This window comes from Cellulomonas palmilytica (assembly GCF_021590045.1).
GTDB lineage: Bacteria > Actinomycetota > Actinomycetes > Actinomycetales > Cellulomonadaceae > Cellulomonas > Cellulomonas palmilytica.
In genome coordinates this window covers 1,892,057-1,905,594 of the sequence record NZ_CP062221.1, presented here as the reverse complement: position 1 = coordinate 1,905,594, position 13,538 = coordinate 1,892,057, and the positions used below count along the sequence as shown (strand labels likewise).

Here is a 13,538-nt window from a genome sequence, read left to right as displayed (position 1 = left end):
CGCGTGACGTTCCGGCACGACCTGGTCCGCTCGGCCGTGTGGGCCGAGGCGGCACCCGCCGAACGTCGCGCGGTGCACCGCGCGCTGGCCGCCGCGGTCCCGCCCGCGGACCTCGACCGGCGCGCGTGGCACCTGGGCGAGGCGACGACCGAACCCGACGAGCGGGTCGCGGCGACGATCGACGCGGCCGCGCGACGCGCCGGGGAACGCGGCGCGCCTGCGGTGGCCGCCGCGTCGTGCGAGCGCGCCGCCCGGCTCACCCCCGACGGCGCGGCACCGCGCGGAACGGCTGGTGTCCGCGGCGGAGTTCCGGTGGCGCGCCGGGCAGCCCGAGGCCGCGCTCGACCTCCTCGCGCGGGCGAGCACACTGCCGCGTCCGCCCGAGGTCCGACTACGCACCGCCGCGCTCGAGGGCACGGTCGCGGCGCGCACGGGGTCGAGCGAACGTGCGCGCGACGTGCTCATCGCCGCGGGCACGTCGGTCGCCGACCTCGACCCGGACCGCGCGGTGCCGCTCCTCGCGGACGGCGTGCTCGCCGCGCAGTACGCGGGCGACACGGCCGCCGCCGCGCGGGCCGCCGCCCGCGTCGACGCGCTCCTCCCCCGCGTCCGGTCCCCGCGTGCCCGCTGGATCGGCACGCTCGCGACCGGCGTCGCGGGCGTCATCACCGGCGAGGGCGGCCCCGACCGGATCCGCGCCGCGATGGCCGAGATCGCGCAGGACCCGTCGCTCCTCGCCGACCCGCAGCTCGCACCGTGGCTCGTCCTCGGCCCGCTGTACCTGCGGGAGGACGGCGACGAGCGGTCCGTGATCCGCACCGTCGTCGCGAACCTGCGCCGACGTGCCGACCTCGGCGGGCTGCCGATCCTGCTGTTCCTCGTCGCGCGCGACCAGGCGACCACCGACCGGTGGACCGACGCGGTGGCCACCTACACGGAGGGGGTCGCGCTCGCCCGCGAGGCCGGTCAGGCGACGGACGTCGCGGCGGGTCTCGCGGGCCTCGCGTGGCTCGAGGCCCGCCGCGGCGACGAGGCCGCGTGCCGCGCGCACGCCGACGAGGCGCTCGAGCTCACGGCGACGCACCGCCTGGGCTTCTTCCGTACCTGGGCGCTGACCGCGCTCGGCGACCTCGCGCTCGGCGCCGGGCGCGCACAGGACGCCCTCGACGCGTACACCGCCGTCGACGCGCACGTCACGTCCCTGCGGTTCGACGACGTGGACACCTGGCCCGCCGCCGAGATGGTCGACGCGCTCGTCCGTCTCGACCGCCACGACGAGGCCGCCTCCCTCGCCGCGCGCCTGACGGCCCGCGCCGTCGACAAGGGCCAGCCGTGGTCCCTCGCACGCGCCGCCCGCGCGCGCGGTCTGACCTGCGCCGACGAGGAGCTCGACACGCACTTCGACGCGGCGCTCGAGCTGCACACGCGCACACCCGACACGTTCGAGACCGCGCGCACCCGGCTCGCGTACGGCACCCGGCTGCGCCGCGCTCGTCGTCGGACCGACGCCCGCGGGCACCTGCGCGCCGCGCTCGCCACGTTCGACTCACTCGGCGCCGCACCCTGGGCCGAGCAGGCGGCCGCCGAGCTGCGCGCCACCGGCGAGACCGCGCACCGCCGCGACCTCACCGGCCTCGACCACCTCACGCCCCAGGAGCTCCAGGTCGCCCGTGTGCTCGCCGCGGGACGCACCACCCGCGAGGCGGCTGCCGCGCTGTTCCTGTCCCCCAAGACCATCGAGTACCACCTGCGCAACGTCTACGCGAAGCTCGGCGTCCGCACCCGCACCGACCTCGCGACCGCACTGGCCGAGCGCGTCTGAGCACTGGATGATGGCCGTGCAGACCGCGAACGAGGGGGCCCGATGACCAGCAAGGGCAAGAGCGAGCGCAAGGTCGGTGCGAAGGACGTCGTCCGGGCCGTCGGGGTGGCGCTGGCCGTCGCCGCCGTCGTCAAGGAGCTGCGCAAGCCGAGCGCGGAACGCACGTGGCACGGCGTCGTGGCCGGCTTCGTGCCGTACGAGCTGCGACCGCCGACGATCTCCCGGTTCCGCGAGCGCGTGTGGGACCCCGAGTCCGACCACCTCATCGGCCCGCGAGTCTTCGGCGTCGGCTGGACCCTCAACCTGGGCCGCGTGTACGCGCTGGCACGCCGCGCGGTCTCGTCGGACTGAGCCGTCCCCTCAGACCGTGCGCGGGACCCGGCCCGTCCACGTGAACAGGCGACACATGACCCGGTGACCCGGGTCGGACGCGCGCCCGTACATCAGCGGGCACCCTCCGTCGATCACCGTCAGCCCGTGCTCGCGGCCCAGCCTCGTCGCCTCGGGGTCGACGCTGCCCTTGTCCACCGAGCGGTGCATCCACACCTGCGTCACGCCCAGGTCGATCGCCTCCTGCACGGTCGCCTTCGCGTGCCGGGGAGCGGTCGCGATCACGACCGCCTCGACCCCGCCGGGGATCGCGGCGAGGCTCGCGTACGCCGTGTCCCCCTCGACGGACTCCGCGTTCGGGTTCACCGCGAACACCTCGTAGCCGAGGTCCCGCAGCCGTGTGTAGACGACGTTCGCGCCGTGGTTCGCCGGGGTCCGTGAGACTCCCGTGACGGCGATCCGCCGCGCGTCGAGGAAACGCTGTGCCGCTTGCCTGGTGCTCGTCATCGTCCGCCCCCACGCCGGTCGAGTCCTCCGACCGACGCTAGTGACGGCTCCCTGCCGTCGGCACGGGACCAACGGTCCGTCGTAGCGGACCGCTCAGGGAACCTCCGTCCGTCTACGTGCTGCACGGCCGCTGTATCTTGAGCGATTGACGCAGCATGGGGCGATGCGCCCTGGAGCACGCCTCGGCCTCATGGACCGCGTGTCGAGGACCGATACCTCCCACAGCGGAACTCGTCGAAGGGGATGAGATGGCTGAGGAGTCGTGGCACGAGGCGCGGTTGATCCCGACGTCGGGTATCAACGGCGCGGACGAGCAGGAGCGACGGGCGACATCAGCGTTGCTCGCCGTCATGTCAGCCGTGACCGAGTTCGGCAGAGCACTCACCAAGCCTCTCGGAGCGCCCGCGGGTCGCTTGGAGACTTATGTCGAGGTCCCATTCCTCGTCGGCGAGCGCCGGCTCTTTCCCGATGGGCTCGTCCGTGCAACACGCGGTCAGAAGTCCTGGACGGCGTTGGTCGAGGTCAAGACGGGCGACAACCCACTCGAACCGCAGCAGATCGAGAACTACCTCGACATTGCTCGCGAGGCCGGCTTTGACGCCGTCATCACGATCTCGAACGAGATTCCGCCGATCGCGGGTCAGCATCCGACCACCGTCGACAAGCGAAAGCTCCGCAAGGTCGCACTGCACCACCTGCCGTGGACTCAGGTGCTCTCCGAGGCGGTCTTGCAGAAGGAGTTCCGCGGGGTCGCGGACCCCGACCAGGCCTGGATCCTCGGCGAACTCATCCGCTACCTCGAACACCCCCGCTCAGGGGCAATGGAGTTCAGCGACATGGGCGAGCACTGGGTGCCGGTGCGCGACGCGGTGAAGGCAGGCACGTTGCGAGCGACGGACAAGGGGGTCAAGGAGGTCTCGTCGCGCTTTGACGCTCTCCTCCGCTTCGCGTGCCTCAGCCTCGGTCGACAGCTCGGCACCGAGGTCACACCCGTGCTCTCCCGGAAGGAGCTCGCCGACCCCACGCTGCGAACCCAGACCCTGGTCGCCGAGCTTGCACGGACCAGCCAGCTCGCCGGGGCGATCAGGATTCCGTCGACGGTTGGTGACATCGTCGTGACCGCGGATCTCCGGGCTAGCACGATCACGTGTCACCTCGACATCGACGCTCCCCGCGAGGGCAGGGCGACGACCCGGGTCAACTGGCTCGTCCGTCAGCTCAAGGCCTCGCCGGAGACGCTCAGGATCGAAGCCCGGGCCGCGCACGAGCGCGGCCCGGGCGCGGCGGAGCTCCTGAAGAACGTGCGCGAGACCCCGGCTCTCCTGATCGCAGACCCTGGCAAGGACCTGCGGTCCTTCCGTGTCGCGCTGAGCGCGCCGATGGGCTCGAAGCGTGGACGTGGCCGTGGCTGTTTCATCGACTCGGTGCTCACCGCGATCGACACGTTCTACGCCGAGGTGGTGCAGAACCTCAAGGCCTGGGCCGCGGCGCCACCTCGCCTGCGGTCGGAGACTGAGGTCGTCGTGACGGAGGACCCGAGCGTCCCACCCGCGCTCGTCTCCACGGCTCTCTCGTCCCAGGACGATCCAGAGCTCGCCGACTCTCGAGCTCCCGCAATCTCCGTCGACGCCTGAAGGACGCCACGCACAGCCGTCACGGGACGTTCGCGCCGCCGTTGACGTTGATGACCTCCCCGACGACGAAGCTCGACTCCGGCGAGGCGAGGAACACGTACGCCGGAGCCTGCTCGACCGGCTGGCTCGTGCGGCCGAGCCACGACGACTCACCGAACCCGTTCAGCTTCTCCGCGGGCTGCCCGTCGGACACCTGCAGCGGCGTCCACACCGGCCCCGGTGCGACCGCGTTCACGCGGATGCCGCGCGGTGCGAGGTCCGCCGCGAGCGCCTTGGTGAACCCGATGATCGCGAACTTCGTCGACGCGTAGTTGATGATCATCGGCGACGGGTTGTAGCCCTGCACGGACGTGGAGTTGATGATCGTCGACCCCGGAGGCAGGTGCGGAAGCGCGTCTCGCGTGATCCAGAACATCGCGTACACGTTCGTCTGGATGGTGCGGTCCAGGTCCGCCTCGTCGAGCTCGTCGAACGACGGGTGGTACACCTGGTGCGCGGCGTTGTTCACGAGGATGTCGAGCCCGCCCAGCCCCTCGACGGCGTCGGCGACGAGAGTCCGGCAGAACTCGCGGTCGCGGATGTCGCCCGGCAGCAGCACGGCTCTGCGGCCCTCGGCGCGGACCACCGCCGCGATCGCCTCGGCGTCCACCTGCTCCTCGGGCAGGTAGCTGAGCGCGACGTCTGCACCCTCGCGCGCGAACGCGATGGCCACCGCCGCGCCGATCCCCGAGTCCCCGCCGGTGATGAGCGCCTTGCGGCCGGGCAGTCGGCCCGTGCCGCGGTAGCTCGTCTCTCCGTGGTCGGCCTTCGGGTCGAGCTCCGCGTCGAGTCCCGGCAGCGGCTGCCACGAGGCGTGCGGCTTGATGTGCTTGTGCCGCTCGACGGGGTTGTCGAACGTGAGCTGGTCAGAGGACATCGTCGTCTCCTTGGGTGCAGGGCCGCCGGCGGCACCGGTCTCGTGCGGTGACGATAACGACGATCTGGACGGATGGCCGGATCGTCACCCACGAGCGGCGGGTCAAGCGACGACCGGTACCTGTCGATGCCCAGGGATGGCGACGAGCGACGACGCGGCCTCCCCGGCCCCGAAGACGATGCGGCTGCGCTACGCCGGGACGTGTCGAGCCTGCGGAGCGGCACTCGCGGCCGGCGTGCGAGCGGTCTACGACCCGAGCGCGAAGGCGGTGACCTGCCTGCCGTGCGTCACCGCCGCGCCCGACGCGTCGTCGGCCGGCAAGGTGCCGCCGACCGTCGAGGTGCCCGCACCTGCTGCCGCTCCGTCGGTCGAGGTCGAGGTCGACGCCGGGCACGCGGGAGGCAGCGCGCGACGCGAGTACGAGCGGCGGAGCGCCGCACGCGAGAAGCGGATCCGCGAGGCGCACCCGCGGCTGGGTGGGCTCATCCTCGCGGTGTCCGACGAACCCCAGAGCACCACCGCATGGGCGCGCGGCGCGAAGGGCGAGGAGATGCTGGGGCGTGGGCTCGACTCGCTCGCCGACAAGGGCGTCCGGACGTTGCACGACCGCCGCATCCCACGCACGCGCGCCAACATCGACCATGTCGCCGTGACCGCGTCCGGCGTGTTCGTCATCGACGCGAAGCGCTACAAGGGCCGGCCGACATTGCGGGTCGAGGGCGGCATCCTCCGGCCCCGTACTGCCCGGCTCGTCGTGGGTTCGCGCGACGGCACGTCTCTCGTCCAGGGCGTCCACAAGCAGGTCGGGCTGGTGCAGGATGCCCTCGCCGCGGCCGGCCACGGCGAGGTTCCTGTGCGCGGCATGCTGTGCTTCGTCGAGGCGGACTGGCCACTCATCGGGGGCGCGTTCCAGATCGACGAGGTGGACGTCCTGTGGCCGAAGAAGGCCTACGAGCACCTGACGGCGCCCGGCCCGCTCGCGCCCGCCGCCGTCGAGGAGCTTCACCGTCTGCTCGCCCAGGCGTTCCCGGTCGCCTGAGCCCGCCCGCTACGGCAGCCACCACAGGGCGGCACTCTGCTCAGTGGGTCGTGCGGGTGGAGGCCGTCACGGTGAACTTCGGGTCGCGGTCGATCTGGCGGGTCGGTCCGACGACGCGCTCGAGCGTGGACCGGTAGCGCAGGTGCGAGTTCCACACCGCCCACAGCTCCCCACCGGGACGCAGCACGCGCGCGGCCTCGGCGAACAGCACCTGGGCGATCCCGGCGTGCACCGCGGCCCCGACGTGGAACGGCGGGTTCAGCACGACGAGGTCGACGCTCGCGTCGGGCAGGACGTCGGCCCCGTCGGCGCGCTCGACGACGACCCGGTCCTGGAGGCCGTTGGCGGCGACCGTCGCCCGGGCGGAGGCCACCGCGGCCGCGGACTCGTCCGTCGCGGTGACCGTCAGCCCTGCGCGGGCCCGTGCCAGGAGGACCGCCAGCACCCCGGTGCCGCAGCCCAGGTCCAGCGCCGACGTCGCATCGGCCGGCATCGCCTCGAGGTGCTGGAGCAACGCACGGGTGCCGATGTCGATCCCCGTCCCGGCGAACGCACCGCCGTGGGCACAGACGGTCAGCCCGAGGTCCGGGTGGGTCTCGCGCCGCGGCCAGGACGACGCCGGACGCTCGTCGGCGGGAAGCGGCCGTGACGCGACGAGGACACGGGACTTCTGCCGGGCGAGTCGCGCCCGCACGTCACCGAAGTGCCGCCGCAGGACGTCGTTCATCGCCGTCGTCATGTGCTTGACCCGCCCACCGGCGACGACGAGCACGTCCGGGTCGGCGTGCGCGGCGACCAGACCCGCGACCTCGTCGAGCGCGTCCAGCGAGCGTGGGAGCTGCAGCAGGACCAACCGCGCCCCGGCGACGAGGTCCGGCGTCAGCCCGAGCGACGCGAACCCGCCGACGCCGAGCCTCTCCGCGTTCGCGAGCAGCGCCCGCTCCCCCAGCAGCCGGTCCTGGTGGCTGCGCACCGCGGACAGCCCGTGCCGGGCGATCGCACCGAGCGTCAGCGCGCCGTGGTGATCGCCGATCACGACGACGTCCTCGCCGGCTGTGGAGTCCAGCGCCGACGAGGCCTCGTCGAGGATCAGCCGGTCGGTCGCGTCGACCGCGTGCAGGTTCGGCGCCTCGAGATCGGGGTACCGCCGGAGCCGGGTCAGCAGGTCCTCCGCCCCCGCGTCTGAGTCCACGGCCCGAGGCTAGCCCGTCGGGCACGACGCCCCTGCACGCGCAGAGCTCGCCCCCTCGTCGGGGCCGTGTGTCAACCCCCTATCGGGCGACATCGGGCCTCCCGGAGTGCGGGTCGCCCGAAGCGTGCTTAGCGTCGAGGACATGCTGGGACACGTTGACCTGCCTCCGACGGTGCCTCCGTCGGACGCACCGGAGCCGATCGTCGTCGACGGTCGCTACCGGCTCGACGGCGTGCTCGGCCGCGGCGGCATGGCGACCGTCCACCGCGCTCACGACATCCTCCTGGGGCGCGACGTCGCCCTCAAGGTGTTCCCGGAGGTCCACGGCGAGGACGAGCTCATGCGCAACCGCGCCGAGGTGCTCGTGCTCGCGGCGCTCAGCCACCCCGCGCTCGTCATGCTGTACGACGCGGGGACCGACCTGCGACCCGACGGCGGACAGCAGGACTACCTCGTCATGGAGCTGGTGGGCGGCCCCACCCTCTCCGAGCGGCTGCGCCGCGTCCCGCTCGACCACGCGCAGGCCGCCCGCGTGGGCCGCGACATCGCCGAGGCGCTCGCGGTGGTCCACGCCCAGGACGTGATCCACCGCGACATCAAGCCTGGCAACATCCTGCTGACCGGCCCCGACGCGCTCGAGACCGGCGACGCGGGCGAACCCGCGGTCAAGCTCGCTGATTTCGGCATCGCGCGACTGATCGACGGCACCCGGCTGACGATGACCGGCCAGACGCTCGGCACCGTGCTCTACCTCAGCCCGGAGCAGGCGCGCGGGGAGGCGCTGGCCCCGTCGAGCGACATCTACTCGCTGGGTCTCGTGCTCATCGAGTGCCTGACCGGCCGCCCCGCCTTCGCGGGTACCACGACGGAGTCCGCGATCGCGCGCCTGGTCTCCCCGCCGCGCATCCCCGAGGACATCGACGCCGAGCTGGCGGCGCTGCTGACGCGGATGACGCTCATGACGCCCGACGAGCGACCGAGCGCCGACGAGGTCGCGGCGGCTCTCGCGGCGCTCGCGTCGCCGGACCGCACGCTCGCCCTCCCCGCCGCCGCGGCACCGCCCAGCGAGGAGCAGTCGACGGACGCCGTCCCTGCAGCTCCCACGCCGACCGGGACTCGCCGGCGCCACCCGCGCCGCGCGCTGCTTTCCGCCGGTGCCGCCCTGCTGCTCGCTGTCGGCGGCCTGCTCGTCGCGCAGCAGGTGTCGGCGTCGGACGAGCCGTCCGACGCGCCGTCGTACCCCGCAGTCGACGGACGTCTCGGCGATGCCCTGACCGAGCTCCAGGAGAGCGTGCAGCCATGAGACGTCTGCGCACGACCCTCGTGGCGCTCGGCCTCACGCTCGCGCTGATCGGCACGTCGGGCTGCGGGCGCACCACCGAGCTCGCCGAGGAGCGTGGTCGCGTGCTCCAGGCGTCCGTGCTGGCGGTCACACGGGCCGCGGCCCAGGGCGACTGGCGCGAGGCCTCGACGCTGCTCGAGTCGGCTCGGACACTGCTGGACGAGGGTGTCGAGCAGGGCGAGGTCTCGGCGATGCGGTACCGCGCGATAGACGCGGCCCTCGACGAGGTCGAGGGCGAGCTCACTGCGGCCCAGCAGCGCGCGAGCGCGGCCGAGGCCGCCGCGACGGAGGAGGCAGCCCCGGCCGGCGATGCGACGCCGACGCAGCAGGCCACGACGAAGGCAGTCGTCGACAGGGCCACCGCGCCGTCGAAGTCTGAGCCGGCCCCACCGCGAGAGCCCAAGAAGCCCAAGAAGCCCAAGAAGGGCGTCAAGGTCGAGCCACCGGGCAAGAAGGTCGGCGGAGAGGGAAAGAACAAGCCGGGCGACCGCGCAAGCGGGTGAGCTCCAGAGGCCGGCTCGCCGCTCGCGGTGGCACGTGCTCGTCGACAGGCCAGGGTTCGCACGTTGGCTGAGTTCGCGGCACACGTCGGTTGCGCATGTCATGGCCACCGTTCATAATCACTGCATGTTCAATGTGAATGAACATGCGGACGAGTTGAACACGCTCGTCCTGGACGTCACCCGCGCCCTCCACGACGCCGGGATCACCAGCGAGCCGACGGACGACGAGCCGGGCGCGGCCGACCTCCGCCTGAGGATCGACGTCGGCACCGGCAGCCGCGCCTCGTACCCCACCATCACGACGCTCAAGCGCCTCGACGCCCGACTTGCGACCGCCCTGGACCTGCCGACGGTTCGCCCGCTCCTGCTGCTCGCACCCCACATCGGCGACGCGGCAGCTGACGTCCTGCGCGCGAGGGGCGTCGACTTCGCCGACACCGCGGGGAACATACGACTCGCGTGGGACGGGGTGCTCATCGACGTGCGCGGTCGCCCGCCGCGGGCGTCGACCCCGCGGCACGCCGTCGACCGCACTGCCGCCCGCGCGTTCACCCGCGCGGGATCGATGGTGACGTTCGCCCTGCTCGGCTGGCCGGGCCTGCTCAGCCGGCCCGTGCGGGACATCGCCGCGACGAGCGGCGTCGCGGTCGGCACCGTGCACAACGTGCTCCAGGACCTGACGGGAGCAGGCTACCTCCGCAGCGGCGCGCACGGCCGCACTCTGAACCGGGGCGGCGAGCTCCTCGGCCGCTGGGCGGAGGCCTACACCGTCACGCTCGCCCGGCGCCTGTCGATCGCGTCGTTCGCGCTCGCCGACCCGGACCGGCTGAGCGCACTCGAAGCCGACCTCCTCGACGCGGGGGCGCAGCTCGGTGGCGAGCTCGCCGCGAGCCGGATCGACGCCCACCTGCACCCGACGACCGCGACGTTCTACGTCGACACGGTCCCCGCCCCGCTCGTCGTGAAGCACCGCCTGCGCCCCGACGACCACGGCGCGATCCGTTTCCGCGCACGGTTCTGGCACGCGCCCGACGACGCCGGCGCGCTCGTCCCCTCACCGCTCGTGTACGCCGACCTCGTGTCGTCGGGCGACCCCCGGCAACGCGAGCACGCAGAGAGGATCCGCGCCGTTGACGATCGACTTGTCGCGCTCGACCGATCCTAGGATCGCGGTCGCGAGCCACGTCCTCGCCGAGGTCCACGCGGCGATCGGAGGCCGACGGGAACGGCTCATGGTGATCGGGGCGACAGCCCGCGACATCCTCTCGGTCGCCCTCACGGGCGAGCCCCCGAGCCGAGCCACGGCCGACGTCGACATCGCCGTCGCCGTGCCGTCGTGGGAGGCGTACGACGAGGTCGCAGCACACCTCGATCGCACGGGCAGGCGTGAGCACACCTACCGCGTCGCGGGCCTCCCGGTCGACATCGTGCCGTTCGGCGGGATCGAGACGTCGTCACGGACGATCGACTGGCGAGACGGCGGGCGCATGAGCGCGTTCGGCCTGCGCGAGGCCTATGACGCAGCGGCCGAGGCGGCCCTCCCCGGTGGCGTCCGCGTGCGCGTTCCCTCGGTCGCGGGCGTCACGCTGCTCAAGCTCATGGCGTGGTCGGACCGTCGGCTCGAGACACGTCGCGACGCCGTCGACCTCCAGACGATCATCGGCTGGTACGCGACCGGCACACTGCTCGACGAGCTGTACGAGACCCACGCCGCACTGCTCGAGGCCTACGACTTCGACCCCGACCTCGCCTCGGCGCACCGGCTCGGCCGAGACGTCGCCGGTGTCCTCGGCTCCGAGACGTCACGGCTGCTCACGGTGCTGGGAGACGACGACGTGGTCCGGCTCGCCGCCGACATGCCCGCCACCGTCGCGGACGACGTCTCGATCCTGCTCGCTCTCCGCGCGGGCCTCGGCGAGCGCACCCGAGACAGGCCGTGAGGACGCGGTCGCAGGCAGGGATCCCGGACGCACGAACGGCCCGCCGGTGTCGGCGGGCCGTTCGTGGACGTGCGATCTGACGTGCCGCATGCTCGCCTGTCGGCTCGCGCAGCAGCGTCGTGGTGGAGGTGGCGGGAATCGAACCCGCGTCCGATGACGTGGAACCAGGGCTTCTCCGGGTGCAGTCCGTGATGGATTTTCTCGGCCTCCACCACTCCCACGGACGGGAAGGCGGACAGGCCCAGTCAGCTAGAAGTCCCGATCCTCACACTGACGATGAGGATCAGCAGTGGCTCTCTAGATGACGCCGGGAACTAAGTCGAGAGCGTACTTAGGCCGACGGACTTCGAGGCTCGCTCAGGCGGCGAGGGCGAAGTCGGTGCTCTTGGAATTGGCACCTATGATTTGCGCGGAGCGTTTACGAGATAACCGTGCGTCCTCGACCCGCTTCTCCTGGCTCGACGATCACCGTCGAAACCGATCACCCCCGTGTTGAGTTGTCAACGTGTCCGGCTCACGACCAGCGTCAGCGGGACGTGTCCAGACTACCTGCCCAACAGCCGCCTGGTCGCCCTGATTCCCGAGCGATGACGCGACGGGCGTCAGGACGCCGACGTGGGCGGGCGCACCTCGGACCACACCACACAGCTCGCGAGCCGCGTGCCGAAGATCGCGAAGTACCAGTCGTGCTCGCAGGACGAGAGGTTGCGGTCCGGCAGGCGGCGGCGGTGCAGCAGCCACTCGGGCGTGCCGTCGTCGTCGTACGGCTCGAACGCGAGGTACCCGCGCTCGGCGAGCGCGTGCACGACGTCCGGCAGCGGCTCGTGCGTGCGCCCTCGCACGGTGTTCCGGCGCACCGCCAGGATCGCGAGGATCCCGATGACGGCGAGCACCCCGACGAGCGCGAGCACCTCCGGAACCTGCGTCTTCGTCTCGACCGCGCGCTCGAGCGCAGGCACGACGTCCACCCCCACCATGACATGTCCCCCCTGTCGTCGCTGGCAGGTTGCGACTGTATCCATGCAGGCCAGGGGCGCGACGGGGAACTCCAACAAGATCACTCGCGTATCGGACACGGCGCCCCGCCGTGGGTGACGTTGACACGTGTCACTTCGCCTGCCTCAGGCAGCGGGTCTCACACGTCGGGCGCGCAGACGCCAGGTCCCAGCATGGACAGGCCGTACAGGTTTCGAGCGGCGCCCGGGGACCGGTGCTCTTGTCACCCGTCCGGTGCAGGATGTCCCCTATGCGCCTGCCCGTGATGCCGCCCGTCGCGCCGATGCTCGCGAAGTCCGTCAAGGACATCCCCGACACGGGCCACGTCGAGCCCAAGTGGGACGGCTTCCGCACGATCGTGTTCCGCGACGGCGACGAGGTGGAGCTCGGCAGCCGCAACGAGAAGCCGATGACGCGCTACTTCCCCGAGCTGGTCGAGCAGATCAAGGAGCACACGCCGGAGCGCTGCGTGCTGGACGGCGAGATCGTCATCGTCTCGGGTGACCGGCTGGACTGGGACTCCCTCACGAACCGCATCCACCCCGCGGCGTCGCGCGTGAGGCTCCTCTCGGAGCAGACCCCGGCGAGCTTCGTGGCGTTCGACGTGCTGGCGCTCGGCGACGACGACCTCATGTCGACCCCGCTCGCGCAGCGTCGGGACCGGCTGACGGAGGCTCTGGCGGGCGCGGGCGGCCGCGTGCACGTGACGCCGGCGACGGCCGACCTCGACGAGGCGCAGCGCTGGTTCACGCAGTTCGAGGGCGCGGGACTCGACGGGGTCGTCGCCAAGCCGCTCGACGGCCTGTACCAGCCGGACAAGCGCACGATGTTCAAGGTCAAGCACGAGCGCACGGCGGACTGCGTGGTCGCGGGGTTCCGCTGGCACAAGTCGGGCCCGGTCGTCGGGAGCCTGCTGCTGGGGCTGTGGAACGACGAGGGCCGGCTGCAGCACGTGGGCGTGGTCGCGTCGTTCCCGATGGCGCGCCGCGCGAGCCTCGTCGAGGAGCTCGCTCCCCTGCGCGAGGGCGTCGAGGACCACCCGTGGGCGCAGTGGGCGGACGAGCAGGCGCACGCGGGTCAGCGCCTGCCGGGGGCGGTGAGCCGGTGGAACGCGACGAAGGACCTCAGCTTCGTGCCGTTGCGGCCCGAGCTCGTCGTCGAGGTCGCGTACGACCACATGGAGGGCGACCGGTTCCGCCACACGGCTCAGTTCCGCCGGTGGCGTCCGGACAGGGACCCGGCGACGTGCACGTACGCGCAGCTCGACGAGCCGGTCCGGTTCGACCTCGCGGACATCCTGGGGCTGCGCGCGTAGCC

13 protein-coding genes and 1 other RNA gene are annotated in these 13,538 nt (G+C 72.4%); 9 read left to right on the top strand and 5 right to left on the bottom strand.

The features are described from left to right. Positions 1–292 precede the first annotated feature (292 nt). On the top strand, positions 293–1,822 hold the full coding sequence (locus F1D97_RS08735) for a LuxR family transcriptional regulator (RefSeq protein WP_236123429.1): 1,530 nt from the start codon (positions 293–295) through the stop codon (positions 1,820–1,822). Between the two features lie 42 nt (positions 1,823–1,864). After that, the gene (locus tag F1D97_RS08730) at positions 1,865–2,173 is read left to right on the top strand and encodes a DUF5808 domain-containing protein (RefSeq protein ID WP_236123428.1); all 309 of its coding nucleotides are present in this window, start codon (positions 1,865–1,867) and stop codon (positions 2,171–2,173) included. Between the two features lie 9 nt (positions 2,174–2,182). On the opposite strand, the gene F1D97_RS08725 is transcribed toward F1D97_RS08730, so the two are convergent. Then, a complete protein-coding gene (locus tag F1D97_RS08725; RefSeq protein WP_236123427.1) occupies positions 2,183–2,659 on the bottom strand; it encodes a CoA-binding protein in 477 nt (158 codons plus the stop codon). 248 nt (positions 2,660–2,907) lie between these two features. Here F1D97_RS08725 and F1D97_RS08720 point away from each other — a divergent pair, with 248 nt between their 5' ends. After that, complete coding sequence (locus tag F1D97_RS08720) at positions 2,908–4,293, top strand: hypothetical protein (protein ID WP_236123426.1); 1,386 nt, start codon at positions 2,908–2,910, stop codon at positions 4,291–4,293. A gap of 19 nt (positions 4,294–4,312) precedes the next feature. On the opposite strand, the gene F1D97_RS08715 is transcribed toward F1D97_RS08720, so the two are convergent. After that, positions 4,313–5,209 (bottom strand): SDR family oxidoreductase, encoded by an 897-nt coding sequence (locus F1D97_RS08715; RefSeq protein ID WP_236123425.1) that lies wholly within the window; start codon positions 5,207–5,209, stop codon positions 4,313–4,315. Positions 5,210–5,345: 136 nt separating this feature from the next. Between F1D97_RS08715 and F1D97_RS08710 the strand changes: the two genes are divergently transcribed. Next, positions 5,346–6,248: a nuclease-related domain-containing protein gene (locus tag F1D97_RS08710; RefSeq protein ID WP_236123424.1), complete on the top strand. Its 903-nt coding sequence runs from the start codon at positions 5,346–5,348 to the stop codon at positions 6,246–6,248. A gap of 40 nt (positions 6,249–6,288) precedes the next feature. Here the strand turns inward: F1D97_RS08710 and F1D97_RS08705 are convergent, their stop codons facing one another. Beyond that, on the bottom strand, positions 6,289–7,440 hold the full coding sequence (locus F1D97_RS08705) for a methyltransferase (protein ID WP_236123423.1): 1,152 nt from the start codon (positions 7,438–7,440) through the stop codon (positions 6,289–6,291). Positions 7,441–7,582: 142 nt separating this feature from the next. Here F1D97_RS08705 and F1D97_RS08700 point away from each other — a divergent pair, with 142 nt between their 5' ends. The 4 genes from F1D97_RS08700 to F1D97_RS08685 all read left to right on the top strand — a co-directional run bounded on the left by F1D97_RS08700 (position 7,583) and on the right by F1D97_RS08685 (position 11,225). Further along, positions 7,583–8,743: a serine/threonine-protein kinase gene (locus tag F1D97_RS08700; protein WP_236123422.1), complete on the top strand. Its 1,161-nt coding sequence runs from the start codon at positions 7,583–7,585 to the stop codon at positions 8,741–8,743. After that, positions 8,740–9,285, top strand: coding sequence for a hypothetical protein (locus tag F1D97_RS08695; RefSeq protein WP_236123421.1), 546 nt, complete (start codon positions 8,740–8,742; stop codon positions 9,283–9,285). The genes F1D97_RS08700 and F1D97_RS08695 overlap by 4 nt, the downstream gene beginning before the upstream one ends. 124 nt (positions 9,286–9,409) lie before the next feature. After that, positions 9,410–10,450 carry a type IV toxin-antitoxin system AbiEi family antitoxin gene (locus tag F1D97_RS08690; RefSeq protein ID WP_236123420.1) on the top strand — a complete coding sequence of 347 codons (1,041 nt, stop codon included), beginning with the start codon at positions 9,410–9,412 and terminating at the stop codon, positions 10,448–10,450. Further along, on the top strand, positions 10,416–11,225 hold the full coding sequence (locus tag F1D97_RS08685; protein WP_236123419.1) for a nucleotidyl transferase AbiEii/AbiGii toxin family protein: 810 nt from the start codon (positions 10,416–10,418) through the stop codon (positions 11,223–11,225). Before F1D97_RS08690 ends, F1D97_RS08685 begins: the two co-directional genes overlap by 35 nt. Positions 11,226–11,345: 120 nt before the next feature. Here the strand turns inward: F1D97_RS08685 and ssrA are convergent. Continuing rightward, positions 11,346–11,714, bottom strand: a transfer-messenger RNA (tmRNA) gene (gene ssrA, locus F1D97_RS08680). A gap of 113 nt (positions 11,715–11,827) precedes the next feature. Continuing rightward, positions 11,828–12,202 carry a hypothetical protein gene (locus F1D97_RS08675; RefSeq protein WP_236123418.1) on the bottom strand — a complete coding sequence of 125 codons (375 nt, stop codon included), beginning with the start codon at positions 12,200–12,202 and terminating at the stop codon, positions 11,828–11,830. Between the two features lie 269 nt (positions 12,203–12,471). Between F1D97_RS08675 and F1D97_RS08670 the strand changes: the two genes are divergently transcribed. Beyond that, positions 12,472–13,536: an ATP-dependent DNA ligase gene (locus F1D97_RS08670; protein WP_236123417.1), complete on the top strand. Its 1,065-nt coding sequence runs from the start codon at positions 12,472–12,474 to the stop codon at positions 13,534–13,536. The last annotated feature ends 2 nt before the right edge of the window (positions 13,537–13,538 follow it).

Excerpts from the sequence above, each read along its gene's own strand:
- F1D97_RS08730 (WP_236123428.1), top strand. The coding sequence starts at position 1,865 with ATGACCAGCAAGGGCAAGAGCGAGCGCAAGGTCGGTGCGAAGGACGTC.
- F1D97_RS08725 (WP_236123427.1), bottom strand. The coding sequence starts at position 2,659 with ATGACGAGCACCAGGCAAGCGGCACAGCGTTTCCTCGACGCGCGGCGG.
- F1D97_RS08720 (WP_236123426.1), top strand. The coding sequence starts at position 2,908 with ATGGCTGAGGAGTCGTGGCACGAGGCGCGGTTGATCCCGACGTCGGGT.
- F1D97_RS08715 (WP_236123425.1), bottom strand. The coding sequence starts at position 5,209 with ATGTCCTCTGACCAGCTCACGTTCGACAACCCCGTCGAGCGGCACAAG.
- F1D97_RS08710 (WP_236123424.1), top strand. The coding sequence starts at position 5,346 with ATGGCGACGAGCGACGACGCGGCCTCCCCGGCCCCGAAGACGATGCGG.
- F1D97_RS08700 (WP_236123422.1), top strand. The coding sequence starts at position 7,583 with ATGCTGGGACACGTTGACCTGCCTCCGACGGTGCCTCCGTCGGACGCA.
- F1D97_RS08695 (WP_236123421.1), top strand. The coding sequence starts at position 8,740 with ATGAGACGTCTGCGCACGACCCTCGTGGCGCTCGGCCTCACGCTCGCG.
- F1D97_RS08690 (WP_236123420.1), top strand. The coding sequence starts at position 9,410 with ATGTTCAATGTGAATGAACATGCGGACGAGTTGAACACGCTCGTCCTG.
- F1D97_RS08675 (WP_236123418.1), bottom strand. The coding sequence starts at position 12,202 with ATGGTGGGGGTGGACGTCGTGCCTGCGCTCGAGCGCGCGGTCGAGACG.
- F1D97_RS08670 (WP_236123417.1), top strand. The coding sequence starts at position 12,472 with ATGCGCCTGCCCGTGATGCCGCCCGTCGCGCCGATGCTCGCGAAGTCC.